Annotated in this window: 19 protein-coding genes; 13 read left to right on the top strand and 6 right to left on the bottom strand. The window is 43.7% G+C overall.

Annotated elements, in window-relative coordinates; genetic code table 11:
- Positions 1-124: 124 nt before the first annotated feature.
- From Q9R46_RS19780 to Q9R46_RS19755, 6 genes are all read left to right on the top strand, one after another.
- Entirely contained in the window at positions 125-1,657 is a 1,533-nt protein-coding gene (locus tag Q9R46_RS19780) for a peptidoglycan DD-metalloendopeptidase family protein (protein ID WP_311281458.1), read from the top strand.
- A gap of 291 nt (positions 1,658-1,948) precedes the next feature.
- Positions 1,949-2,671 carry a response regulator YycF gene (gene yycF, locus Q9R46_RS19775; RefSeq protein ID WP_154889677.1) on the top strand — a complete coding sequence of 241 codons (723 nt, stop codon included), beginning with the start codon at positions 1,949-1,951 and terminating at the stop codon, positions 2,669-2,671.
- Complete coding sequence (gene walK / locus Q9R46_RS19770) at positions 2,671-4,521, top strand: cell wall metabolism sensor histidine kinase WalK (protein ID WP_154985163.1); 1,851 nt, start codon at positions 2,671-2,673, stop codon at positions 4,519-4,521. The genes yycF and walK overlap by 1 nt, the downstream gene beginning before the upstream one ends.
- On the top strand, positions 4,505-5,785 hold the full coding sequence (locus Q9R46_RS19765; RefSeq protein ID WP_311281457.1) for a YycH family regulatory protein: 1,281 nt from the start codon (positions 4,505-4,507) through the stop codon (positions 5,783-5,785). Before walK ends, Q9R46_RS19765 begins: the two co-directional genes overlap by 17 nt.
- Positions 5,786-6,493: 708 nt before the next feature.
- Positions 6,494-7,237, top strand: coding sequence for a two-component system regulatory protein YycI (gene yycI / locus Q9R46_RS19760; RefSeq protein WP_145335257.1), 744 nt, complete (start codon positions 6,494-6,496; stop codon positions 7,235-7,237).
- 6 nt (positions 7,238-7,243) lie between these two features.
- Positions 7,244-8,050: an MBL fold metallo-hydrolase gene (locus tag Q9R46_RS19755; protein ID WP_090923565.1), complete on the top strand. Its 807-nt coding sequence runs from the start codon at positions 7,244-7,246 to the stop codon at positions 8,048-8,050.
- Here the strand turns inward: Q9R46_RS19755 and Q9R46_RS19750 are convergent.
- Complete coding sequence (locus Q9R46_RS19750; protein ID WP_090923564.1) at positions 8,019-8,231, bottom strand: hypothetical protein; 213 nt, start codon at positions 8,229-8,231, stop codon at positions 8,019-8,021. The genes Q9R46_RS19755 and Q9R46_RS19750 overlap by 32 nt on opposite strands.
- 597 nt (positions 8,232-8,828) lie before the next feature.
- On the opposite strand from Q9R46_RS19750, the gene Q9R46_RS19745 reads away from it, so the two are divergent.
- From Q9R46_RS19745 to rlmH, 4 genes are all read left to right on the top strand, one after another.
- A complete protein-coding gene (locus tag Q9R46_RS19745) occupies positions 8,829-10,106 on the top strand; it encodes a S1C family serine protease (protein ID WP_311281456.1) in 1,278 nt (425 codons plus the stop codon).
- Between the two features lie 601 nt (positions 10,107-10,707).
- Positions 10,708-11,229, top strand: a complete 522-nt coding sequence (locus Q9R46_RS19740; protein ID WP_311281455.1) for a hypothetical protein — start codon at positions 10,708-10,710, stop codon at positions 11,227-11,229.
- A gap of 679 nt (positions 11,230-11,908) precedes the next feature.
- A complete protein-coding gene (locus Q9R46_RS19735; protein WP_090923561.1) occupies positions 11,909-12,076 on the top strand; it encodes a CxxH/CxxC protein in 168 nt (55 codons plus the stop codon).
- 341 nt (positions 12,077-12,417) lie between these two features.
- The gene (gene rlmH / locus Q9R46_RS19730) at positions 12,418-12,897 is read left to right on the top strand and encodes a 23S rRNA (pseudouridine(1915)-N(3))-methyltransferase RlmH (RefSeq protein WP_123067026.1); all 480 of its coding nucleotides are present in this window, start codon (positions 12,418-12,420) and stop codon (positions 12,895-12,897) included.
- Between the two features lie 583 nt (positions 12,898-13,480).
- Here rlmH and Q9R46_RS19725 read toward each other — a convergent pair.
- The 5 genes from Q9R46_RS19725 to Q9R46_RS19705 form a co-directional block, all read right to left on the bottom strand.
- Positions 13,481-14,170, bottom strand: coding sequence for a hypothetical protein (locus Q9R46_RS19725; protein WP_311281454.1), 690 nt, complete (start codon positions 14,168-14,170; stop codon positions 13,481-13,483).
- Positions 14,171-14,194: 24 nt separating this feature from the next.
- Complete coding sequence (locus tag Q9R46_RS19720; RefSeq protein ID WP_311281453.1) at positions 14,195-14,752, bottom strand: M10 family metallopeptidase domain-containing protein; 558 nt, start codon at positions 14,750-14,752, stop codon at positions 14,195-14,197.
- A gap of 621 nt (positions 14,753-15,373) precedes the next feature.
- Entirely contained in the window at positions 15,374-17,404 is a 2,031-nt protein-coding gene (locus Q9R46_RS19715; RefSeq protein WP_311281451.1) for a right-handed parallel beta-helix repeat-containing protein, read from the bottom strand.
- Positions 17,405-17,633: 229 nt separating this feature from the next.
- Positions 17,634-18,086, bottom strand: a complete 453-nt coding sequence (locus Q9R46_RS19710) for a HEAT repeat domain-containing protein (protein WP_145414538.1) — start codon at positions 18,084-18,086, stop codon at positions 17,634-17,636.
- Between the two features lie 90 nt (positions 18,087-18,176).
- The gene (locus Q9R46_RS19705) at positions 18,177-19,142 is read right to left on the bottom strand and encodes a YndJ family transporter (protein WP_311281450.1); all 966 of its coding nucleotides are present in this window, start codon (positions 19,140-19,142) and stop codon (positions 18,177-18,179) included.
- A gap of 544 nt (positions 19,143-19,686) precedes the next feature.
- On the opposite strand from Q9R46_RS19705, the gene Q9R46_RS19700 reads away from it, so the two are divergent.
- The 3 genes from Q9R46_RS19700 (at position 19,687) to Q9R46_RS19690 (ending at position 25,830) form a co-directional block, all read left to right on the top strand.
- Positions 19,687-22,515, top strand: a complete 2,829-nt coding sequence (locus Q9R46_RS19700; RefSeq protein WP_311281449.1) for an AAA family ATPase — start codon at positions 19,687-19,689, stop codon at positions 22,513-22,515.
- Entirely contained in the window at positions 22,512-23,660 is a 1,149-nt protein-coding gene (locus Q9R46_RS19695; RefSeq protein ID WP_311281448.1) for a hypothetical protein, read from the top strand. The genes Q9R46_RS19700 and Q9R46_RS19695 overlap by 4 nt, the downstream gene beginning before the upstream one ends.
- 430 nt (positions 23,661-24,090) lie before the next feature.
- Positions 24,091-25,830, top strand: a complete 1,740-nt coding sequence (locus tag Q9R46_RS19690; protein WP_311281447.1) for an ABC-F family ATP-binding cassette domain-containing protein — start codon at positions 24,091-24,093, stop codon at positions 25,828-25,830.
- The last annotated feature ends 6 nt before the right edge of the window (positions 25,831-25,836 follow it).

The following is a 25,836-nucleotide window of genomic DNA, read 5'->3' as shown; positions in this document are numbered from 1 at the left end:
TAAGAGCACAGCTAAAGTCCTGCTTTTTTAAATAATCATAACAATGAACTTACTTGCATAAGACTCACCATGAGGTGAAGTCCGATTCAAATGCGGATTAAGAAGTACTGAAAAGGAGAGAATCATGAAAGGTTTCAGAGGCAAACGCCAACCGGATCAACACCGGGTACACGAACAATCCGGAGAACACCGGACGGCCGAAGACAAAAACAGCATGAGCATGTCCAACTTCAGTTCAAATAAGAAAAGAATTTTGTCATCGCGCAAATGGATCATTACCGCAACTTGTGGCATTCTGATTGCAGCATCGGTTGGATTCGGAGTTAAGCAATATGTGGCTTCCAATACGGTTCCTTATTATAAGGTTATAGTCAAAGGCACTGAAGTTGGAACCATTGCCAACGAGGCACAACTGCAGCAATTGTTTGCGAAAAAAACCGAAGAATACCGAGAGAAGTATCCGGATGCAGAGATGGTGCTGAACACAGACGGAATTACAACGGAAACGGTAAGGGCATATAAACCGGAAGTGAACAGCGAGCAAACGCTGGACAAGCTGGGGAATATGTTGACGGCATATGCCAAAGGCGTAGAGCTTAAAGTGAACGGTGAAGTCGTCGGCATTGTGAAGGATCAGGAAACGGCAGACAAGATCCTGCAACAAGTACAGAGCAAATACATACCGGCATCGGCTGTGCGAAGCTCACTGAAAACCAAGTCGGTATCGGCGAATTCTTCTAAAAAAGATAACGGGCCAAGTACAACGTTAAAATCCGTAGACATCAAAGAAGAAGTGACAACGGATACGGTGAAGGCGGACCCGAATAAAATATGGGATGAGTCCGAGGCGGTTAAAGCTTTAACCGTTGGTAAAGACGCGCCTGTAACCTATGTAGTGCGAGAAGGGGATACGATCTCTTCGATCGCAGCTAAATATGAGATTACACAAAGCGAGATTCGCAAACATAACCCGGGCATCAAGGAGACATCCCTCCAGATTGGACAGGAGTTGACTCTGACCGTACCAAAGCCGGCAATCACGGTTAAATCGGTGGAGCAAGTGGTAGAACAGATTGAAGTGAAACCACAGGTTGAGGTGCGCAAAAGTGCTGAGCTGAAGGCAGGTACGACGAAAGTGGTTCGTCCAGGCCAAAGCGGGCTGAAAAATATGCAGTATCGTATCACCAAAGAAAACGGCGAAGTCGTTCGTGAAGAATGGCTGGGTCAGGAAGTTCTCAAAACTGCGGTGACTGAGGTAGTACTGAGCGGAACCAAAGTGGTTGGCGAAGGCACAGGACAGTTTGCATGGCCTGTATCCAATGCGACGATGAGCAGCAGCTTCGGTCAACGTTGGGGACGTCAGCACAAAGGTGTCGATCTGGTCGGTAATCGTGATGTGAAATCTGCAGATGAAGGTGTAGTTACTTTTGCAGGACAAAAAAGCGGTTATGGGAATGTTATCATTATTAACCATCGCAACGGATATGAAACACTTTACGGTCACTTGAATAGCATCAATGTTGATGTTGGCCAAGTGGTAGAAAAGGGCGACAGTATCGGCGTGATGGGAAATACCGGACGTTCCACAGGAACACATCTGCATTTTGAGATTTTGAAAAATGGTACAGCAGAAAATCCGATGACTTATCTGAATTAAGGATATATCACGATATTGAGTATAGTACACAAGGCATCGCTTCACGATGCTGAGATGAGGACAAGGCCCGCTCTATAGCTGGCCTTGTTTTTTTGTTGTGAAATATTTTCACAGGAAACGGCTTCCAAGAGGGGGTTCGGGATGTGACGGTGCCTCAGGTATGTTAAACTAGAGAGTATAAGTCGTTGACTATATTCAACACACAACATGATATGGACTATAAGCAATACAATAGATTAGAGAGACAGCGCCAGTGGCGGATTAAGCAGGATATAGGGGTGAATTCAGCCGATGCAGGGAAAGATTTTGGTGGTGGACGACGAGCAGCCCATCGCAGATATTCTGAAGTTTAATTTGGAAAAAGAGGGATACGAGGTCATCTGTGCGTTTGATGGTATTCGTGCGGTCGAACTGGCGTTATCCGAGAAACCGGATCTGATGCTTCTGGATCTGATGCTTCCGGGCAAGGACGGGATGGATGTGTGCCGCGAGGTGCGTGCTCATCTGGAGGTCCCGATTATTATGCTGACAGCCAAAGACGGAGAGATCGACAAAGTACTCGGTCTGGAACTAGGCGCAGATGATTATGTAACCAAACCTTTTAGCACACGGGAGTTGCTCGCACGGGTCAAGGCTCAGATGCGCAGACAACAGAAACCTACAGCGATTGTAGAAGCGCCAGAGGAAGAAGGGAAGCAGATCCTGCGGCTGTTTGATCTGGCTTTTGATATGGACATGTATACGGCGTACAAGGGCGGAGAACCGCTTGATCTGACGCATCGGGAATATGAGCTACTCTATTATATGGCTAAGCATTCGGGCAAAGTCATGACACGAGAGCATCTGTTGCAAGCTGTATGGGGATACGAGTATTTTGGGGATGTGCGTACAGTGGATGTGACGATTCGCAGGTTACGGGAGAAGATTGAAGAAAATCCGAGCAAGCCGGAAACGATTCTGACTCGCCGGGGGCTTGGTTATCTCGTGCGTAGTGCCAAAAGCGTGGGGATATAATGGGCCGATTCTCGCAATTTTCGTTCTTCCGAACGATTCAGGCGAAATTAATTATTATATATGTGCTGCTGATTCTAATTGCGATGCAGTTGATCGGCGTTTATTTTGTAAGTGCGATGAAGAACTCGCTCACTAGCAACTTTACAGAAGATTTGCAGGCACGGGCAGAGATGCTGTCGGTGTTAGTCGGTCAGACGATGGCTGGTGGAGAAGCGGAGGGTGGAGAGGACAAAACGGAGAACCTGCGTGTGCTGGTAAACAATCTGTTCAACATCAACGGTGCCGAGATTCAGGTGCTGGATGCCAGCGGCAAGGTGCTTACGACTTCGCTAAGTTCACATTCCGATTATATTGGGCGAAAAAATACCCAGACCGTTGTCAGCCGTGCATTGCAAGGCATTCGGGATAATGAGGAATATATCGTAGACGAGGATAATGTCCGCAAAAAAGTCGTGGCTAAGCCGGTTTTAACCGGCGGCAAAATTATTGGTGCGGTCTACATCGCCGCTTCGATGAACGAGCTGTACGCGACGATGGAAGGCATTAACAAGATTTTCATATCCGGTATTCTGATCGCCTTGGTATTAACAGCGGTACTCGGTGTCATTCTGTCACATACGATCACCCAGCCGATTAAGGAAGTGACAAGGCGGGCAACCGCGGTTGCAGAAGGGAACTTCGATCAGCAGACACCGGTATTTGGCACAGATGAGATTGGTCAGCTTAGCCAGGCATTTAACTATATGACCAGCAGGCTGCGAGATGCTCTTTCCCAGAACGAAGAGGAGAAAGAGAAACTGACCTCGATCCTGACCAATATGAGTGATGGTGTTGTTGCGACGGATGAGCATGGCAAAGTCATTCTCGTCAACCGCCGTGCCAGCAACATTCTCGGCATGCGCCCATCGGATATTGAAGGCAGGCACTTTGCTGTCCTGCTGGGTATTGATCCGGAGGACGCGGAAGCACTGGCAAGTGGTTTCACCGGCTCAACATTGCTTCAGATTGCTCCGGCAGGTCAGGAAGAGCCGGTCGTGATTCGCATGACGTTCACTCCTGTACACCGGCGTGAGCTGGGAATCACCGGCACAATTGCTGTACTTCAGGATGTAACGGAGCAGGAAGAACTGGAAAACTCCCGGCGTGAGTTTGTAGCGAATGTATCGCATGAGCTGCGTACACCGCTCACCACGATTAAAAGTTACGCCGAAGCGCTGGATGATGGAGCATTGGAAGACCCGCAGCTGGCGGGACGTTTTGTCGGTGTAATTCAGAATGAGACCGAGCGCATGATCCGTTTGGTGACGGACCTATTGCACCTGTCCAGACTGGATTCCAAGGAAGCATTGCTACGCAAGCAACCTATCGATATTTTGGAGATGCTGGAGGAAGTCACGGATCGATTCTCCTTCCAGATGCACCAGAAGGACATTCAGTCTGTCCTGTCTGTGGAAAATGATATTCCAGCAGTTCCACTCGATCGGGATCAGATTGATCAGGTTCTGGATAATGTAGTGTCCAATGCATTGAAATATACATTGGAGGGCGGCACCATTACGATCGCCGCCCGACGCAGCGATGAGCATACGTTAGCTATCTCCGTATCTGACACAGGTATGGGTATTCCGCAGCGTGATCTGGATCGGATATTTGAGCGTTTTTACCGCGTTGATAAAGCTCGCTCTCGCAGTATGGGGGGCACAGGGCTTGGATTGTCCATTGCCCGGGAAATTGTAAAAGCTCACGATGGAAGCATCTCTCTTGAGTCTGAGGTAGACGTTGGCACAACGGTAACGTTCACATTGCCAATGCGTGATAAGGGAGGTGAGCACCTTGAAGGAACGGATTAAATCTCTGGTGCTCGCTTCACTGGTTGCAGCCAGTCTGATCCAGAGTTATTTCCTGATCTATCGTCTTCCTGGGGGCGGTGACTCTGTGGTGACCTCGGAGACAAACTACGTGAAGACCGAAAATATGGGTCAAGAGCGTAATATTGAGGAGTTAATTTTCCCGAATCAGATGATTATTCATCTGGGTCAGGATAAACATACGGTGTTTTACCCTGGCAACACGTTCTATCAATTGATCTATTCCAGGCTGAAAGGCCGGACGTTCGAGGATTTCCAGCGTCGCAATGTGCAGTCGGTGAATTGGGATCAGATTCGTAAGCAGAGTCCCGGCTTTGAGTTGTCGTTTAAGGAAGGCATGCCAGTGGCCTTGTTACAGCGAGTGATGCGCTTAGGAACAGATTCTCTTTTTCAAGGAGAGACAATCAACCGTATTGCTATATATACAACTCCAGATGAGACAAAGGCTCATGCGCTTTTTTTCAGTGCCAAGGGGGATGTGGTCTATGAGGCCACACAGGCCGACTTGACGGTGCAGGATGTGCAGCAGCATGTCGATTTTGGGACGAGCTGGACACCGTACACGCTAATGGAAGGCGGATATTATATTCCGACGCAGGCACTGGATACGATTGAGGCAGATGTGCCGACAGGGCAGTTCACGGTAGAGCAGATGCAGCGCAGTCTGTTCACTGATCCAAGCATGACCCGGAATATTCGGGAAAAAGATGGATCAGAGATTTATACGGATAGCAAACGTAGTCTGCAAGTGAAGCAGGAGCAACGCTGGATCAGCTATACAGACCCGGCGGCACCGCCAGCTGGACAGAGTGATGCGTCCAAGGACGCACTGTTTGCGGTTGACTTTGTCAATCAGCATGGTGGCTGGAAAGGGCGCTCACGCATGATGCTCAAATCAGCTGACAACAAAACGAAGTTGCAGTTCCAGCAGTATTACGGCAGTTACCCAATCTTGGATTCGATGCAATTCCGTTTCGGCACGATCAACATGGAAATGCAGCAGGAGACGGTATCTAGTTATGAACGATCTTTAGAATATCTGAACGAAGGTGCGGAGACGAAGAAGCCCATCAAGCTGCCCGGCGGGGATAAACTGAAAAATCTGATCCGCAAAGTGGCGGGTGAAAACCGCAAAGTCGTGGATGTATACCCGGCATATCGTCCGTCTGCGATGGAGGATGGGTTGCGGCTGATCCCGGTTTGGGTGATTCGCTTTGGCAACGGTGAGGAAACGACGGTGTCTTAATAGTAGGGACGTTTACGTAGTAGTGGAGACGCTAAAGGAGCGAGTGAAACTCTAACGATTATCATTGACGTTAAATGCTGAAGCAATGTCTAGGTGATAGCAATATCTGAAAGCAGCATTGGTATCATTAAAGCTTGTGGTTAACGGTGGATTGATATCCTCGGCTGGAAATGTCGGGAGCGTCCAATCTGGTGTCGCAAGCTTTCTCGAATTTGAGTAACCTTCTCTCAACAGGATTTGCGAAGTTCAGTGTAATGCTAACTGGGATAACCAGAGCTAGTGGTGCGGATAAAATTCTAACGATCACCAGAGACGTTAAATGCTAGATTTATGACGTTTTCAAAATCTAACGATCACCACAGACGCTATTTTAGTGGAATTGGGCTAATCCTGGCTGAAAAGCCTGAATTTACACGAAATAAGGTTTCTCATGATCGTTAGAATTAAAATGAGCCTGAAATGGGGCGAATAAGCTCCGTGGTGATCGTTAGCCTGAAGAGGCCACGAGCGGCATAGCAGTGAACAAGGCCAAACACAAGTTAAACAAGCTGAAACAAGACTAGGTGTGGGAAACATGCGCTAAGCACCTGAACAAGAAGGCAAAACTTGTGACTGTCCACGGGTTATTAAGATTAAGATACGAGGCTGTGTTGGGACTGTGAAAGCAAGGTTATATTAGATGATTACGTAAATAAGGAGGTGAATGGTCTGGATTGGGGACGGGCGAAAAATGTATTAATCTATGCATTTCTGCTGCTGAATCTGGTATTGGGTTATCAGATCTGGATGGATGCGCGCGAGACGGCCGGAGCCAATCTGGACTTCACCTCGCTCGCAGATAATACACAGCAGGCGATGGAAGAGAAGGGCATTCAGGTGCTGGCGCCGATTCCGAATGAGACGCCGAAGCTGCCGAAGTTGTCCTATGAGTTTACCGAAGAGGACAAGTCGGGGATTGAAGTGGAGCTGGAGGAGCCGGTGGACAGCAAACTGATTTTCTCGCCAAGCGAGCTAGCGGACGCGCTGCAGGCGGAGATTCCGCAAATCGGCACGTACCGGCTGGATCAGCTGATGGCGGAAGATGGGGCTTTTGTGCTCCACCCGCTGGTGGACGGCAAATGGCCGCTCTTTAACGTGAGTCTGGAGCTGTTCTACAGCGATCAGAAAATCACGGGTTATCATCAGACTCCCGTGCGGATTACCACCGCCGAGGAGAGCGATCAGCAGGTACTTCCGGCGCCTAAGGCGCTAGGAACGCTGATCGAAAACTTTTTGCCAAACAATGCAATTGTGAAAGACATACAGCTGGGCTACTACGGCCAGTTGTTCAATTCAGATATACAGGTAGCGATGCCGGCATGGCGGTTCGTGCTGGAAAGTGGCGAAGTGTTGTACGTGCAGGGCATCAGCGGGGATGTATTCAGTCCCAAGTCAGATAAACCAGGGGAGTAATGCGTTATGGGGATATATTTTACGGTGTTATCCAGTGGTTCGACAGGTAATGCCACAGTCATTCAGCATGGGGGCACTTCACTCATGATTGATGCAGGTCTTAGCGCGAAGCGGCTGGAGGCATTGTTTCTGGAACGGGAGATTTCAGGCACGGAACTGGATGGCATTCTGGTGACACATGAACATTCGGATCATATTAAAGGACTAGGCGCGATGTCTCGGAAATATAATTTACCGATCTATGCAAATACGAATACGTGGGCGGCTTTGGAGAAGTCGGTCGGAGCGATTCCGGAGGAGAACCGGCGGATTTTTGAAACGGGTGAAAAGCATGATTTTGGCTCGCTGCGCGTAGAATCTTTCGGCATTTCGCATGATGCGGCTGAACCGGTAGGTTATACATTCGACGATGGCAGCGAGAAATTGTCCGTGGCGACAGACCTCGGCTATATGAGCGACAAGGTTCGCGATGCGATCTCGGACTCGGATGTGCTCGTGCTGGAGGCGAATCATGATGTCGAATTGCTGCGCATGGGGCGGTATCCGTGGAACACCAAGCGCCGGATTCTTAGTGACATCGGGCATTTGTCGAACGAAGCCGCAGGTGCGGCGCTTAGTGAACTGATGAACGGACGCATCAAACGTACGTATCTGGCACATCTCAGCCGGGATCATAATATGATGGATTTGGCTAAAATGTCGGTGCGTGATGCGATGGAAAGCCGTGGCTGTTTTTATCGGGACCATGAGTTCAAGCTCTGTGATACGTATTATGATCGTCCTACACCATGGGATAGGGTGGGTGAGCCATAAAGCTGTCCAGTTCGGCGGCTTTGCGCTCCACTTCCTCGCGTGTGAGGATGCCTTTATCAATAAGCAGTTCAATGATGGTGCTGAGCGCGAGTGTGTTACGATAATGTTCTTCTTTGAGATCAGCCAGCTTGGCCGCCATATGAACTTCGTCCATAGCTGTGAGTGTTCGCGTGCGTTCCATTGTGGAATCCTCCTTCATTCTATGAAGCTTTGAATTGTTCTTTTACTATTATTGTAGTCAGGCTGGGTGGAAAACATTCCTCTTTTTGCCGCTAACATTCTCCGGGCGGGATGTGTATGCTGAAACTGTAGCTGTACCGCTTTGAATTTGGAATGAAATGTGATTGAAAAAGTTTAATAAATTCGAAAGAATAGCGCTTAGCGTATCCCATTTTGTGGTGATAGATAGTATGAACCTCTATTGTTAAGGGAGTTATCACGAAAATTTACGTTTATTTACGTAATTATGCAACTTTTTGGGATATAAAGTGTTTAGTATATAAGGAGTATTATGATTTTGGCTGTTTTTGCGTATGAAATGGAATCTCGAATCTCGCAATAGGCGAGAGCATAATTGATAGAGCACACGGATGCAGTGCCATCCTGTTGTATATATACGTTGTTCCCGGTCTGGTTCCGGGATGCGGCGATGTGCAAGACCATTTTGTGAAAATGCAAAAAAGGCATGGGGAAACGTGGACTACTCTCGTTTTACCATGTAATAACTTGGGCGGCAGTCAGGGTCTTGATGCGTGACAACGAAGGGGAGAGGATCACGATGGGATTGTTTGGAGACGATTTTTATTCAACCAAGGTATCAAGACGCGCCGAACCTGAACAGAAAGGCAAACTTCAGATCATCCGCCCGGGAGGCGGAAAACGCGCACGTGATCGCTGGAGCAATCCGCGTAGATCACGCTCGGAATTCAGTTCTACCGTCAAGGTAGCTGTGATCAGTTCGGTGATCAGCTCCATCGTGACGGTTACGCTGTTCAGCTTCATCAGCCAGCCTGCAACGCAGTTGCCTCTGGCGAATGCGGCTGGTCAAGGTGGTGGAACTGCACAGACCGCACAGGTCGCTGATCCGTATGACCGCATCATCAATGCAGCGGCAGAAGTACGTCCTTCTGTTGTCAGCATCGTGAATCATAAAACAGGCAGTAGCGTGTCGATGGAAGATTCCGCGCTGGGGTCCGGGGTTATTTTCAAAAAAGAAGATGGCAAAGCCTACATTATGACCAATCACCACGTCGTGGAAGGTGCCAGTGATCTGGAGATCGTGACCGTGGACGGGGAAACACATAAAGCTAAACTGGTGGGCAAGGACCGGGTGAGCGACATCGCGGTATTGTCAACGGACGATAAAGGACTCGGAGCAGCGGCAGAAATCGGTGATTCCAGCAAGTTGCAACGCGGCCAGACGGTACTGGCGATCGGTAATCCTCTGGGTCTTGGCGGTACGCTGACATCGGGGATCGTTAGTTACACGGATCGGATTTTGCCTGTATCGATTAATCAGGACGGGGTGTACGACTGGGAGCAAAACGTCATTCAGACGGATGCAGCCATTAACGAAGGCAACAGCGGCGGAGCACTGGTTGATCTGAACGGCAAAGTCGTGGGCATTAATACGATGAAAATCTCGGATACCGGCGTTGAGGGGCTTGGCTTTGCGATTCCGATGAACGAAGTGATGAAAACAGTGGATTCCCTTTTGCTGAACGGCAAAGTATCCCGTCCTTATCTGGGCGTGTACACCGTTGATCTGAGCAATCCGTATGCTCCACTGGATGATGATCAGCGCAAAGACCTCAAGCTGCCATCGCATGTGGATAGCGGTGTGGTTGTACTTGAGGCTTCCGGCCCGGCATCGGAGGCAGGCATGAAGCTGAACGATGTGATTACGGAATTCGATGGGCAAAAAATTACCTCCACGCTGGATCTGCGCAAATTTCTGTACGATAAGAAAAAGATCGGCGATACGCTAGAGGTTTCGTTCTATCGGGACGGCAAAGCGGAGAAAGTGTCCGTGAAGCTGACGGATAAGCCGGAGTAAGGCTTGTGGAGTTTATGAAGTTTGTGGGGCTGTGACAGTGGAGCATGATGTGCAGGTTGTTTCACTGAAATGATCATATGTCATGGAACATGGTCATACTGATAAGGTGATCATGGGTCAAGATGAGAGTAGAGAGAGTGATCAGAATATCTGACCACTCTTTTTATGTTCATGGGGTGTGAGGTATGAGGTAGAACCTAAGGGTAGGGCAGGACACAACTATAGTAAGTTGAACTATTCTTTACACGTTAACGAAGAGGACAGAAAAAACCTGGAAAAGCGAAGCGCTCGCCTGAAAGCTTTCTGCAAGAAAGCTACATCGGAAGCATACGCTTATCACCGGTTTTTCCCTTTGAAAAAGGGAATTAAAAAAAATCTGGGGATAACCACTACTCTCCAGGTTATTCTGTCATCGGAGTGGACTGTGTAAAATCTTTAGTTCAATTTATATAGACAGAAAGACTTGGAGCGAAAGGCGCAGATACATTTGTTCGCCTGTATGGTAAACTGTTCTTAATGTGTTTACATAGATCGTTGTTGCAAATAACAGCTGGATAACGTGTGATCTGGCTAGCTAATCTGAAAATGGAGGGATTCGGAGATGAATCTATTGAAGAAAAAGGTACTTGGCGGAACAGGATTGGTACTATCGATGCTGTTGTTATCTGCATGTGGATCGGAGAGCACACCAGCTGCATCAGTAGATACGAGCGCGTTGCAGGAGAAGATCGCTGGCCTGGAGAAAAAGCTGACCGAGCAGGGAATCAAAAGCGATGAGCAGGCGCAGAAAATTGCGGCACTTGAGAAAAAGCTGAATGAATTTGGTACAGCTGGCGTTGCTGGACAAGGGACGGGTGGCAAAACACCGACGGCTGGAGGAAACAACGGGTCTGCTGGAAAAGGAGACGGGGTACTGATTACGTTTGCCCAGTATGAGAAGCTGGAGGTTGGCATGACCGTGGAAGAGGTCATCAGCATTCTAGGCGGTGAAGGTGAAGCACTAAGTGAAGCCGAGAACATGGTCGTGTACAACTATAAAGGCACAGCTGGCAACGGCGGCAACGCGGTAATTGCTTTTCAAGGCGGGAAATTGCTCACGAAGGCGCAGTCGGGATTGGAGTAGGTTGTGAGCTGAGGGTAAGAAGCAAGTTAAGGATAGGCATGGTCACATGGCGGGCTGAGCATCTTGATGCATCACACTCATTACACCGCGCGCTAGGCAAAGCAGATAAGGATGGACACGTACGAAGAGTGGTGGGTAAAACACTTAGTGTAAGGATCAGGGACAAGGCTAGGATAGAGTAAAAGTGTAAAAAATAGCTTAATTTTAAAATTATATTTGAAGCATTCCAGCAAGGATACCTGACTGAGGTGGGGGATCGTTGAGGGAGTGCTTTTTGATATGCGATGGTTTGCCTTGGTAAAGTGGGCGAGCAGGATTTGATTAAAGGCTAGGCTGAAGGCAACGGGAGAACGTGAGTGAAGTAGAGCAAGAATAGCAAGGATCGGAGAAGCCCCCGGAGTAACATTCTTAAGTGTGTTCATGTGCTTTGGTATATTGGGTGCTAGTAGGTTAAACTCCAGGTTTTTGTGTTTGATAAGACAGGAAAGGGAAAGATATACCTGCTCATGCAAAGCGGAAGGCTTTTTCGGTGCAAGAGTGGCAAGTTTTTGCATGGATCAGCGAGGTGGGGGTTTCTTTTCCGCGGCAGGTGTGATAGAACTGAGAAGTGGCTATCCTGTAATGGGATAAGCGGTTGTGAATCGGGAACATAGCTGGTGACAGAAAGGATGCTTGACGGATGTACGTTGTATGCAAAGAACACGTGGACATTGCCATCGACATGTTTGTGGATGAATATGAGGACGCTCCGGATATCGTGGATCTGAAGGAGACGGAATTTGCCGACTGGGACCCGCCTGCCAAATGCGCTGAGTGCGATCAGCACGCGGAATTTCTTGTCGTTTAGCGTACTGTAGAGCAGGCCGCCAGGGGTGCTATTGGATGTTGCTATGAGATGTCGTTGTGCATGGCGTAGCAGCGTAGCGGTAGTGCTTCTAGCGTTAGACTTGGTTCGATCCGGTATGAACATCACAGCAAGGTGCAGAGGGAGCGTGTTGAGCGCTCTTTTTGCATTTGTGGGAGAGAGCGGCTGTGGCGTGGGAGATTTCAAAAGTGGGCGATTCGGGCTGAATAAGGTTTGTGGTGATCGTTAGAGTTTTGGAATGAACTTGGTGTGCATGAACAATGCGATTGAAGCATCTAACATATAGATGGATGGCAAGACGACGATTCAGGAGGAATGATCATATGTTGATTCAAATTATTGGCGTAGGCAAATTGAAGGAAAAATATTTAACGCTGGGCATTCAGGAATATGCCAAGCGGCTCGCCCCGTACATCAAGTTTCAGATGATCGAGGTCGCAGACGAGAAAGCGCCCGATACCCTGAGCGAAGCCGAGGTGCGGGCGGTAAAAGAGCGCGAGGGCGAACGCATCCTCGCGCATGTGAAGAGCGAGGCGCACGTCGTCGCGCTCGCACTGGATGGCCAGCTCTGGAGTTCAGAGGAGCTGGCTGTAGAGATCGACAAGCTCGGCACGTATGGGACGAGCCATGTCGTGTTTGTCATCGGAGGAAGCCATGGGCTCTCCGATGAGGTGTTGCGCCGCGCGAAGCAGCGCTTAAGCTTCGGGCGCATGACCTTGCCGCATCAGCTTATGCGGCTGGTGCTGGTGGAGCAGATTTATCGTGCAGTGAAGATAAATCGGGGTGAACCGTATCACAAGTAGGGCGAAGTGTTGCCAGTGGATACTAAAAATAATGATCCCTAATAAATTCAGGGGTCAACTAATTACCAATTTAGCTTGGAGTATAACTATATACCTGTTTTTTACAAAAATGTCTGGGACATATTCTTCTGGAATTTTTCTAAGTCCTCCAATAATAACGATTACGTATGAGCTCCGAAAGAGTAGAAGAATGCAAGGATAGAACACCATAACTAGTAAGTTATTCGCAATAAATGCAGGTTATTTATGTCAACACGGACGCAATTCCACGATTTACTTGAGATACCATTTGATTTAAGAGTATCGCACTTTAGGGTTGAGAGTTGAATCCAAGACTGATAAGAGTTTTCTGTGTAATGTTTTCATCTATAGTTACCTCCATATTATTATTCAAAGGTATGATATAAAAATGAAACTTGGTCTATTACAAATTATTGAGAAAACAGAAGAAGAAATATCCTAACCAATTAAAAAGAGCATTCTCTGTAATGGAGAATGCTCTAGTAAAGTTAAGAACAACGATAAGTGTCTTTCTTCAAATATGCTCGTTAATGCGAAAAATTTATGATGAATATAACCTTAATTACAACTGAGTATCTTCGATATTCAAGTTATATTTTTCTTTTACCGATTCCCAAAACTCATTATACTTTTGATCAGTATTTTCTGACGAATTATTCAGAGATCTCATAGCATTAGTAGTAATTTCAGGTTCCTCAAGATTAAATTTCCCTAGATTTAAATTGATCAACACATAGTTGCCCTGATCATTCTTTTCTAAGAACATGATATAGGTGATATCCTTTTCAAGTTCAGTATAATCGTTAAGTGTGATTTTGGTATCTTTAATTGCTGGGTCTGTATATCCTATTGGTTCAATGGCTTCCAACGTTTGACCTGTGGAAATATCAGAATCATCTGGTTTTTTAATAACAGAGTCTATATTTAGATTGGTTAAAGTATAAAAATCCTGAATAACACCGTCATCAAAGGTGGTCGTTATGTGCTTTCTGTCTTGAAATTCTTCTGCAGTAGAACCAATGATAATCAAGTCTGCATTACGATCCAACTCTTCTACATTATCGAAACCCAGGTAGAGGGCATCTGTGTGGATGATTTTCTCTTTTGGAGCAGTTTCATAACCATTCTTTTGAGTGGTGTGTACAATCTCTGCTTCGACATTAGAATCAGACAAAGCCAACCAACTGAGAGAAGTAATCAGTGCCCCGCCTATAACTATCATGCTCCAAAGTTTAAATTTTCTATTAATCATTATATCTTCCTCCTTAGCAGAGTATTAATTTCCCCATTTAGCTTTTAATTCATTTTTATCATACGTTTGTACCCCAATTTTTTGTAATAGGGGTTGCATAACTGAATTCACATTTGGAGTAGTTTCTCCTAAAGATAGGGTGTGGCCTATCTCGTGTGTAGCTGCGCTTGTTCTATATTCCACTCCCGGAAATTTATCGTCAAGAGTATTATGGTATAGCGCTACAGTAGAATAGGCTCTTAAAGCCTCTCTATCTACTGGAGTCCCTGAAGGACTATAGTAACTGGCTTGACCAACTAATCTGCTATTGGTAGTTGTTCCAACATAATACTTATCATTTAGTCCGCTCGTAGAACTAGTTTTTCCAATCGCAACATTAGAAGAAATGCCATTCCATCCTTCCCGACCAGCATCGAAAGCCGAGGTATACCCATAACTAGAAACGGATGAATCATAATAAGCATTAAATTTTGCTGATGAACGACCTTTAGGCCAATAGTCAGCACTCACAATGCTACTAATACTTATTGTGGCTAAAACTACTGCCGTAGCAATGGCAGTTACTTTTTTTACATTTTTCAACACAATAACACCCTCTCTTGTTGCATTTTGTATATTTGTGTCATATTACACTAAAAGGATGCTGATGTAAATATAAACATTTAAATTTAAAATATATACTAGTGTTCCATCATTTTCATGCTGAACTCGTTATCTAGCATGAGGATGCAGTTTCATTATGTTTAATAGTAGTAAGATCATTATTGGTTTCCAGGATGGAGAATCATTGGCCGGGAGGAGGAGAAGGCTTATCTTCGTGAGCGTTATCGAACTGTTGCTGTAATTCTGAATGAATGTAATTCAGTCTTTAGGGAGGGCGTTGGTCTCGATCAAGGTAGCGAATTGAATATCAGATGTCAGATTGATCCCCTAATAGCTGTCGCCTTGTGGGTTGTAGCGTGAATGGTTATTAGCTTCTTAAAAAAACACTTTATGTTTATATCAAAATCTTTAAGTTTCGCTCTACAGAGGATACGGTGAACCGTACCACAAGTAACATCGAAAGTTTTTTGATGAAAAAGCCTACCCAAAGAAAACAGAACATCGCCTACGAACCAAAGCCTCTATTCCAATCAGCGGAATAGAGGCTCTTCGCATAAAAAAGATCCAGTCACCTAAAGTGACTGGACCTTCAATAACAAACTAAATCTCAAACTCAACATTACCCTTCTCGCTTAACTCAAACGGACCTGGCGTGACATCTGCATCGGGTCTCTTTGTGCCGAGAAAGTCGGAGTCCAAGCGATAGGGAGTGCTGTCGGGTTCCTCGTACTTCATATCGGCGTGATACGTTTTTCCGAGCAGGTCGGTGGTAATCACCATCGCAGAGGTGCCCCGAAGCAATTCGGGTTCATTGATCTGCACCAGCACCTTACCTTGCGCAGGATCAATTTCAATACTTATGCCCTTCTGTGAATGTATTTTCGTATCGGATTCGTGAGTACTTGGAACCGCATGATTGAGATATACATTGCCACCCATAGCTACCGGAAGAACGGCGTTGCCTATAAAGAAATCCTTCGCGGCATCTCCAAGCTCCATAAGCTCCTCTTTGGTGTATTCCCACCATTTCTTATCTTTGACATTCGGGTGTTTGTCGTAGCCACCAAGTCCGACAGCATGCAGATAACAGATGGAATCGTCCGGCACACCGTCCATGACCGTCTTTCCGTTCTCTCCAACTGCATCCCTTGGTTTGAGGGGAAGATGTTCAAAAAAGGTGATGGGAACAGGTTCCTTATTGGCATCGGCGTCGTTATCACCTAAAAAGATATTGTTGTAGTACCTGTCGTCGCCCCCCGTGATATTGGAGTATCCCGCCATGGCCGTCTCGTGAGGGAAGTGATATGGCGTAATCCGGGTAATTTCGGAACGAACGACAAATCGACCTGCGAATAAATTATGGGCAAACGCTCCGCCCTGGGCCATATTTCTGAAATTCATGGGTGAGAGAAATAGATTGTGATCGACCATATATGGACCGTGGCACACCTCAACGAAGAGGTCTTCTGAAATGTTGTCAAAAAATACATTACGACTAATCCGGGTGCCCTGTGCCTGCCAGTCAAGCCAAAGCGCACGGTAACAGCTATAGATGATATTTTCGTTAATTTGAGTATCTAGTGCAGCATGCAGTTTAATCCCCGCGACTTCAGCACCGTGTCTGAGCCGTTTGTGATGAATGTTGTAAATCCGGTTCTGGTAAATGTGGCTGAAAGCTACTCCCATATGACCGACAACACCTGCCTGCTCACAATCATGAATTACATTACCTCGCACGATGTGACTGCCGACTCGATCCTTATGCCAGCCGGAACGTAATGCGCGTAAAATAACCTCCTGCTCCCGTTGAGTCCCGCCTTTACTACGCTTTTCCAAAGCGTTGGTGTGACCTGTACCCATTTCGGTACCCAGACTAATACCAACACATTTGGATTCACTGATTATATTGTTTTCAATAATCCAGCCCTTGCTCCAGTGGGGTCCGATCAAACCTTCCTGGTAGTCCGTAGGCGGTGCCCATTGAGGCGAAGCTTGACACAATGTGAACCCACTCACGGTGATATAGTTCAATCCTGGCTTCTCAGGCCAGAAGCAATAAGGACGCACATTGATTTCTACATTTTCATTACGAGGATCTTTTCCGCCAAAATTAGCCCAGATCTTCGTCGTGGTAGAACCGACTGCGGCATACCATTTTAATAGTGAATCCTCGGGATATTTCGCTTCGGGCCAAACCTCTGGATTGTGAACGCTTTCAACACTTGGGCATTCATACAATGATTTTCCATCCAAATATACATCGCCAAGATGAACCGGGAAGGGCCCGTCGAACAACCAATCTCCACTAAGCTCCACTTCAAAGGGATTACGAACGGAAAAGATGGAATTCAGCACTTCGGTGCTCCAAACGTTCTCTCCTTCGGATTTCCAGTCGGTAACCCGCTCAGCTCCTGTAATCACGACTTCGCCGTCTCCTGCGGAACGATACACGATTCGATGCTCGGCTGTTCCTCCATTCGCCGGGTTAACCCATTCCCTGTATACTCCCGCATGAACAATAACGGTATCACCAGCCATGGCATGAGCCGCAGCGCGTGATATGGTTCGAAGGGGTTGATCTGCGGTTCCTTTTCCTTGATCATTCCCATGTATGGATACATGATATTCCATAACAGCTCTCCTTCTATTTCAAAATGTTTGTTGGTTTCCACTATTATACTAGTAAATAAATGTAATGGGATATACAGGAAGATGGATGTTTTATGAACAGGTACTCTGGTGACATTGACCTCATGGAGATGACCCAGAAGAAATAAAGAAGCCACTCCATTTTTTGAAGTGGCTTCTTACTTGGCTGTTATGTTGCACTTGGCGATTCATATGGTGAACGGCGGCCATCTTATCTTCTACCTAGTGTCTCCCAAATACCATGGAGCCAGGAGTCGAACTCAGCATCCTTGTCCCCCTCGTAAGTATCATAGAGATCCAGACGTGTCTTTTGCAGTTTTTCCTTGAATTCCTCGAATGTGTGACCTTCGGGAAGGCTTTTTTTGATCCGTAGCAAAATTTTGTTCGTACCTTTAAACAGCTCGCCTTTGTTTTTGGCAGGCATTTGTACATCTTCACCCAACTGTTTGAGCTTGAGGTATGCAGCTTCGCGCACTTGAAACACTTGATCATTTTTCAAAACATTCTGCAGTAACTTAATGGTAGGTTCTGTGTCCCAGTTCCCCAATTCGTTCACCGCGTTCAGTCTGTCTCTCCAGCTTGAAGTCCGATTAGCCGCTCGTTTGAGCTCTTCAAAGTTCTCTGGTAGTCCGTTAACTGCTTCAATATCATGGTTGTTCGTCAAAATTCAATCTCCTTAATCATCGCCGTCTCGGCAAATGATGAATGTTATTTACGTGATCCCTATTATAGCACGAACCTGACTAAACTACTCCTATGAAGCCGATTGGTTAGTCGTAGCGTTTACCATATACACCCAACCAATCAGTCCACATAAGACAAAACCAAATGCGTGTAGAGCTCCGTAAATAGGAATAAAGTCGAGAATGGTTAAGGAGTACCTATTTTTCAGTAACGGATAGAAGATGGAGATGACAACAACTGTGTAAAAGGCTAGACAAGAAAGGCCTAGGAAGAAGGATGCCTGCATATTCAAAGCGTTTTTCCTCAAGTAAGCCAGGAGATAAGCGGTATAAACGACAATATTACAGGCGAATAAAGCAACACCGATGTATTCGATCGGCTTGGAGAAAATCATCCCAAAAGCAATCAATAGCGGTCCGATGATATCGATGGCAACCACCCAGGGATACCAGCTTTTTTTCGTCATAATCCGTCCCAGTGCACCAATGAAAATCGGAACGATCGCAGATGAGAAATGAAAGTGAACCGAGCTTAAGGCATGCGTAGTAACATTGGCATTGAAGAGCTCCACTTGATATTGATATAACGTAAACCATATTCCCCCAATAAAAAAGTAAACAAGTCCCGCGCCAATCGCGATTTCCGCTGCTCTTCCTTTAGCCATCATAATCGTGGTCAAGCCATAGATGCCCAGCAGTAGTGTGAACAGTAGCCAACCCAGGGAGAGCATGCCTGGTATTGCCGTGCCTTCGAAACCCCACATCTTATTGCTCATGACGGAAAATAGGGTAAGAAGCGCGGCCGGATATTGAAGCCATTGCATAAGGACATACATCATTCGTTGCTGTTTATTCTGTGCATCATATCTCAAAAGTAAAATGACAAGAGGAACAATGACGAAAGCCGCAAACAGTATGAATTTCTCAACAAGCTGGAATTGGAAGTAATTCAAATAAAATATAAGAATCGTCATGATTCCACCGGGAATCACAGGCAATAATAATGACTTCATTGGTTGCTTCAGAGCACGCTTCATGGCAGTTCCTTTCTAACTATATTTGTTGGATAAACGGCCTACATTCGGGTATGTAGCATTCATTAGAATAGATGGGCAATGCTCATTTAAGTTTAACACATTTCATTTTCAAAATATGGCCTAGTGAATGAAACGTTGCAGGTAGAAATGAAACCCAGACCTATAATAATTGTCAGGACTTTAACGTAGAGTGAGAAGTGTGCTCTAAGGAATCTTTCCAAACAAACAGTAATCTCACACGGTGGAGAGTTTTGGTTTTTGTTTAACAAGGGTTCAGCACGATACAATAACTTATATGATACTTAGGAAACTAACTAAAAACATTCCTAAAACTATGCTCTAAAATGATAGCTGAATATATAAGGGATTCGTACAGGTGAATACGAAAACCGTTGACTGTAAAAAATATAGTTTTGAGTGCATATTACAACAATAGCTATTCAATGATATAACCAGTGTCCGTATTTAAGGCGTTGAATTGGATACAGTTTGTTGTAAAATTAGTTAGTACAAAATTTTAGTGAAGTGAAGGGAAGGGAAGTCAATGAGTAATGAAGAGTTTGTTGATCTTGGAAAACTCAGAATAGTAATTGATAAATTTCTCATTATGATCTCCGAGCATAATGAGAAATTTTCAAATAAAAAAATTATGGAGAAATACAATTATATAATGGATCAATTGGATATGCCCAATATAGGATTAATTAAAGATTCCTATTTTAAATTAATAGATACATTTTTAGATGTGTTGGAAGAAAAACAAGGTCTTTTATTAGCCTATAGTAAAAATATTAATGAGCTTATCGATAGAATTGCCAGAGATAATGAAAATATAAATTATTTTCTCAGGTTTAAAAATTCGCAAATGATGCCTATTTATTGGAAGATTGATGAAAATAAGTACGAAGGGAATTCAGAGCTAAAAAAACAGTTAGACACGTTGAAATCATGCCTGTCTGAACAATCAAAGAAAAGATTATATTTGATGTTTCAGCAATACTATGAAAATCATGAATTTAAAAATTTTAGTGACTACTCTGATTGTATAAAAGACACCCTAATAATAGGATACCTGTGTGATATAAATTTTACAGAGGCTAGAATTGAGAATCTAGTGATGTCTATTGGATATGCAGGAACATATGGAAATATAGGATATGACTATATGGGAATTAGAACGATTAAGAATGTCTTTGGATTGGTACAAAATGTGGAATTTATAGAGGAGATTTTGACTCGTATAGCAAGCAAGCTTACATATCGCAGAGAAATAACAGTAGAACAAATAAATGCTATAATTAGCACTGCAAATATCGATAAAGGGTTAAAGAAGAAATATGAATTTATCTATATTACCGCTCAAATAATAGATGGTTTTTTCAAAAGAGCAGTTTATAAACTGCTACCCAAAAATTTCGAGATTGACAACGACGATGATATTGAATTCATGAGCATTGTAAATCTTCCAAAGTTACTTTCTCTTAATAACGATGAATATTCATTTGAAGTAAGTGGTTATGAAGAAGGGCTTGATGAGAAAGATGTAAACTTTATTCAAAAGAACAAACCAGATCATAAAAAAAAATTGTTTTCAATCAGGGAGATTAATGAACGACAATTCCAAATTCGATGGGAGCATGATGTTAAGACATTTAGTTACAATAACTTAAATAATCTAGGGGAGTTTTTCCAAGAAAACCTCAAAAGAGAGTTTGAAGATCTTTGGATAGGGGGAGAAAGTGGGTTAAAGCTTATCTATTTCTGGTTTGGGAAACATAAAATGTTAGAGAATATGGCTCTTAGATTCAGTGATAAATATCATGTGGTATATCAAAATAAGCAATGGAGAATCGAGCAAAATCCTAACGAACTGGACTCTGTGCTCTATGTAGAGAAGCAAGATAAGGTCAAGATGATCAATGCAATAGTGGGGAAGAATGGCGCAGGAAAAACAACGTTGTTAGATTCACTTAAATATTATTTTAATAATCAGAGCGATGAGAACATATTTGGTGAATTTTTTATTCTTTATGAAGATGGTGATCATCTCACTCTTACACATAATTTTGATCCAAATGAGGTTTCTTTTATAAGAGCAAATGGTGAGCCACTTAGAATAATGCCGTTGAGTGAGAAGAATGCAGGTATTTTGTCTAATACAAGAATACTAAGCTATACAAGTTTTTTAGAATTATCATCCTTCGTTGGGAATGAACATGACAGAGAAGTGCAAGGTAATCATGAAGATTTGTCTACACATAACGATTTTAGGATTCTCGAGAGAATTAAGGATGTGTTAGAAAGAGAAGGGGTCAAACGACAACTGGTTGCTGAGGATAATTACAAAAAGTTGACTTTTCTTAGTGAAGGTGAAGTATTAAATACTATAATCACAGGAGAGATTCCTCTACCTCATGAAGTATTGTTGCATATTGAGTTTTACAATGTAGAGGATTCTGGAGAAATGCATCATGTTGCTGAAATTCAAGAACGTATAAGGAGTAAGTTTAATGGCAGATATTTTGAACAAATGGTTAAAAAAGGAAATGAAGAGACTCGATGTGATCTAATATATAAAATTACAATTAAAGAAACTGAAGATTTTTCTTTTTTGTATGACTTTGTAAAGATAGAGTCAGATAGCTATAAAATGATCTGCATGTTAGACTTTTTAGGGCTTTCTTCAGGTCAATCTGCGAAGTTAACTTTGTTTTCCAGATTGTTTTTTGAAAGCGATCATAAAAAGGTAAGAGATATACGAGCAGTTGTAGCACGTGCTCGTTCATATGTAAAAAACTATAAACACCAAGAAATATCGTCTTTATATGTGAATCCCAATCAGAATGAAAACCTTATGATCTTATTAGATGAGGGAGATATGTATTTCCATCCAGAATGGCAGAAGAGTTTCATCAGTAATGTAAAGAGTCTAATGAATTACGCATTTGCTGGTCACGAAATCGTCAAGACCATCCAATTGCTGATTACATCCAATTCACCATTCATTATGTCAGATATTCCAATAGAGCACACAATCGTACTAGGTAACGAATATAGAATCGAGCAGACATACGCTCAAAATATACACGATATCCTGAAATCATCTTTCTTTATGCATAATGGAACGTTAGGAGAAATAGCCCAAAATCATATTAAGGAATTGATAGTGCGTTTACAGAAGGAAGATGCTTCAGAAGAAGAAAGGCATTATATTAGAAAATCAATTAACATGATAGGTGAGCCGATGATTCGATTTAAGCTAGAGTCAATGTACAAAAAGAAATTTTCCAATTTGATTCAAACTGAAGAAAGAATCAAACAGTTGGAGGAGGAGTTGGAGAGACTAAAGAAAAAAGAGGACATCCAAAGATGATAGGAATAAAAAGCCACCATATTATGACTGCCAAGGCGCACCATGTTAGAGAGATTAAAAAAGAAGTATTACAGCAACTTCGAAAATACCAAAAAATTTTTAAATTTTTGCTAAAAAATCAAGCGGGTAACACACAATTGTATGATGTGAACAAGAGTAACGAAATAAGAGTGATCCTAAGCATCTCAAATGTAAAGAATAGACAAGGTATTGACCCTGCACTCAAATGTATTAAGCTCTGTTATCGGCGCAGGGCTAGAGAATTATTGGATATGCTGAATGAAATTGAGGCAGATGTAGATCAAATATTGGGAGCTGATCGGGAAACATTAATTACACTTATCAACAAACATAAATATCAGATTCAAAACATTACTAAACAGGACCTCGAAAGAATATTTGAAAAAATATTCAATTACAATAAATTCTCGAAAAAAGCCGAGTCTAAGTACAGCGCATATACACTGAATCAAAATCTAAGAATCACTTCATGCCCATATTGTAACAGAATGTATACGCTAACTGTGATCTGCCAAGCTGTGAAAAATAAAAATTTTATTAACTATGTGACTAGACCTGAACTGGATCATTATTTTCCAAAGTCCAAATATCCCTTATTCGGACTCTCTTTCAACAATCTAATTCCTAGTTGCAGTATTTGTAATAAACTAAAGGGGAGTGGGACAAACCATATACAAATGCATCATCACCCCTATTTCGATGAAACAAAACTGGATTTCCGTCTAAATGGAATTAAATATGTTGAAGTTAACAATGTGTTTAATGAACGGGACGAATGGGATGTTGAATTGGACGAAAATGGTTGTAAGTACACAAAGGAGTCTATTGAAGTCTTCCGGCTCCAAGATATATATAGAGAGCATTATCCTATCATTGAAGATATGATAGAAAAGGCACAAAAATATAATCAAACATTTATCGATAGTGTAGAAAATCTCTTTTCTGCGGATGAAGCGAATCCTTCAGTGATGAGGAATGTAGGGTTCGAAAGAGAGGAACTAATGGAACGGATTTTTGGAGTACTACCTTCAGAAGAGGATCAGTTCAATCCAATGAACAAGTTTAAAAGAGCCATTTACCAGTCCATAAGGGATGCACAGAACGTAAAAATTCGCATTCAATGAAAGAATGCATAACTAGAGTTCACTTTATTTTTGAGATAATTAAAAGTCTAAAAATACATGATGAATGCATAGCTAAGATCGGAAACCTGGATACAATCAATTAAGTTATGCGAAATTACTTAAAAAAAGTTAGTAAGGTTCTTTATGAATTACTCTGAGGGGCCCGATGTTAGAGCTTTGGGTCCCTGTAAAAGTAACATTTTTTTGAAATAAAGCAATCGGAAGGACCATTTTCTTTAAGATATTGTTTCTTTGATCAAATACCTAATCGACACAGCCAAACTTTGGTTCGAGCCTATAAATACAAATCAATTGTACTTGCCCTCAATCGGTGTTACGCTGAGAATCGACAACTGCAGGCTTATTCTTACGTTTTGCAACAACCCCACACAATAATTACACTATTTTAGATACCAAGAAAGGTAACACCATGATCAAAGCCCAAAACTTATCTTTTTCTTTTCCACAGAAAGAACTTTATAAAGACATTTCATTTACCCTCGAAGAGGGCCAACACTGCGCTTTTATCGGCACAAGCGGTAGTGGCAAAAGTACGTTGATTGAAATCTTGATGGACCCGGAAAGACATTTGTTCGAGGGGAAGCTGGAGATCGATCCGGATTGCACCATCGGGTATATGAGTCAGTTCTCGCAGGTAGACCCAATGACAGAAATGACGGTTTTTGAATATATCGCAGAAGAATTTATCAAGCTTCAGGATGAGATCACAGCGATTTATGCGGAAATGGCCAACACATCGGATATGGATTCACTGATGGAAAAAGTGCAATCGGCTTTGGACGCACTGGAGGCCATGGGCGGAGATGACTACGAAAACACCATTGATAAACAGTTGAATCTGGCTAACCTTATGAAGCTAAGGGATGCAAGCCTATCGTCCTTAAGCGGTGGGGAGTTCAAGCTCATTCAAGTCATGAAGGAAATGCTCGGCAGTCCGGATCTGATGATTATGGATGAGCCGGATGTATTTCTAGACTTCGAAAACCTCAATGCGCTTAAAAAATTGATTAATTCCCATAAAGGCATGTTACTGGTCGTTACGCATAACCGCTATCTGTTGAATCATTGTTTCAACAAAATCATCCACCTTGAGAACATGGAGCTTCAGGAGTTCGACGGACGATATATCGAGTACAATTTCTCCCTGCTTCAGACGAAGATTGAACTGCAGGAAATCGCAGTTGCTGAAGCGGAAGAGATCGAAAGATACGATGGTGTCATCGAAAATCTCAGGGCCATCGCAACGATTAATTCGGAAGCTTCCAGAGGAAGAGCGTTAAAGGCGAGAGTGAAATTTCAAGAACGGTTGGAAGCGCGTAGAATCAAAGCACCGTTTGTCGACATCAAGCAGCCGAATATTCAGTTTGGCCTGGATCATCAAGTCGAAGACAGCATCGCGATCAAGGTCGATAACTATAGCGTTTCCTTTGATGAGCTAGTTCTGCAAGATGTGAGCTTTGAGATCAAATCGACAGATAAAGTGGCTATTATCGGGCCCAATGGTACCGGAAAAACAACGTTGCTTCGGGATATTTTCAAAAACAATCAGCCATCCATCGAAATCAATGAGGATCTCAAATTGGCGTATTTATCACAGCTTCAAGGCGAAACGCTCAAAGATTCGAATACGATCCTCCATGAATTTATTGATGCCGGGTTTGAGACGTATGATGAGATCAGGACCTATCTTGTAAACTATGGCTTTGAAGGTGAAATCCTGGATCAAAAGATCGGATCACTGTCCGGCGGCGAAAAAAACATGCTTCAACTGGCTAAAGCTGCCGGGGTGCAAGCTGACCTGTTGCTTCTTGACGAACCGACAAGCCATCTGGATATCTATTCGCAGATCGCACTGGAGAAAGCCATCGAAGAATATCAAGGCGCGATCCTCATGGTTTCGCATGATTTCTATTCGGTCGTTAACGGTATGGATTATGTACTCATCATTGAGAACAAGACGATCAGAAAAATGAGCATGCGCAAGTTTAGACAGATGATATACGCTAGCCATTTCAATAAAGATTATTTGCAAAATGAACAAAATAAAAAGGCCGTTGAAATGCAGATTGAATTGGCTTTGAAAGATACCGATTTTGAACGTGCAAAAGGCTTGGTCGATGAGCTGGAAGGCATCATTAAGCAGCTATAATCATCC

This window comes from Paenibacillus sp. RRE4, from assembly GCF_031844205.1.
Classification (GTDB): Bacteria; Bacillota; Bacilli; order Paenibacillales; family Paenibacillaceae; genus Paenibacillus; species Paenibacillus xylanexedens_B.
This window is presented reverse-complemented; position numbering and strand designations above follow the sequence as displayed.

Bases quoted from the DNA above. Each gene is read 5' to 3' on its own strand.
- Q9R46_RS19750 (WP_090923564.1), bottom strand. From the start codon at position 8,231: ATGGAACGCACGCGAACACTCACAGCTATGGACGAAGTTCATATGGCG.
- Q9R46_RS19715 (WP_311281451.1), bottom strand. From the start codon at position 17,404: ATGGAATATCATGTATCCATACATGGGAATGATCAAGGAAAAGGAACC.
- Q9R46_RS19740 (WP_311281455.1), top strand. From the start codon at position 10,708: ATGAATCTATTGAAGAAAAAGGTACTTGGCGGAACAGGATTGGTACTA.
- Q9R46_RS19780 (WP_311281458.1), top strand. From the start codon at position 125: ATGAAAGGTTTCAGAGGCAAACGCCAACCGGATCAACACCGGGTACAC.
- walK (WP_154985163.1), top strand. From the start codon at position 2,671: ATGGGCCGATTCTCGCAATTTTCGTTCTTCCGAACGATTCAGGCGAAA.
- yycF (WP_154889677.1), top strand. From the start codon at position 1,949: ATGCAGGGAAAGATTTTGGTGGTGGACGACGAGCAGCCCATCGCAGAT.
- Q9R46_RS19725 (WP_311281454.1), bottom strand. From the start codon at position 14,170: ATGATTAATAGAAAATTTAAACTTTGGAGCATGATAGTTATAGGCGGG.
- Q9R46_RS19695 (WP_311281448.1), top strand. From the start codon at position 22,512: ATGATAGGAATAAAAAGCCACCATATTATGACTGCCAAGGCGCACCAT.
- Q9R46_RS19755 (WP_090923565.1), top strand. From the start codon at position 7,244: ATGGGGATATATTTTACGGTGTTATCCAGTGGTTCGACAGGTAATGCC.
- Q9R46_RS19745 (WP_311281456.1), top strand. From the start codon at position 8,829: ATGGGATTGTTTGGAGACGATTTTTATTCAACCAAGGTATCAAGACGC.
- Q9R46_RS19705 (WP_311281450.1), bottom strand. From the start codon at position 19,142: ATGAAGCGTGCTCTGAAGCAACCAATGAAGTCATTATTATTGCCTGTG.
- Q9R46_RS19690 (WP_311281447.1), top strand. From the start codon at position 24,091: ATGATCAAAGCCCAAAACTTATCTTTTTCTTTTCCACAGAAAGAACTT.
- Q9R46_RS19735 (WP_090923561.1), top strand. From the start codon at position 11,909: ATGTACGTTGTATGCAAAGAACACGTGGACATTGCCATCGACATGTTT.
- rlmH (WP_123067026.1), top strand. From the start codon at position 12,418: ATGTTGATTCAAATTATTGGCGTAGGCAAATTGAAGGAAAAATATTTA.
- Q9R46_RS19700 (WP_311281449.1), top strand. From the start codon at position 19,687: ATGAGTAATGAAGAGTTTGTTGATCTTGGAAAACTCAGAATAGTAATT.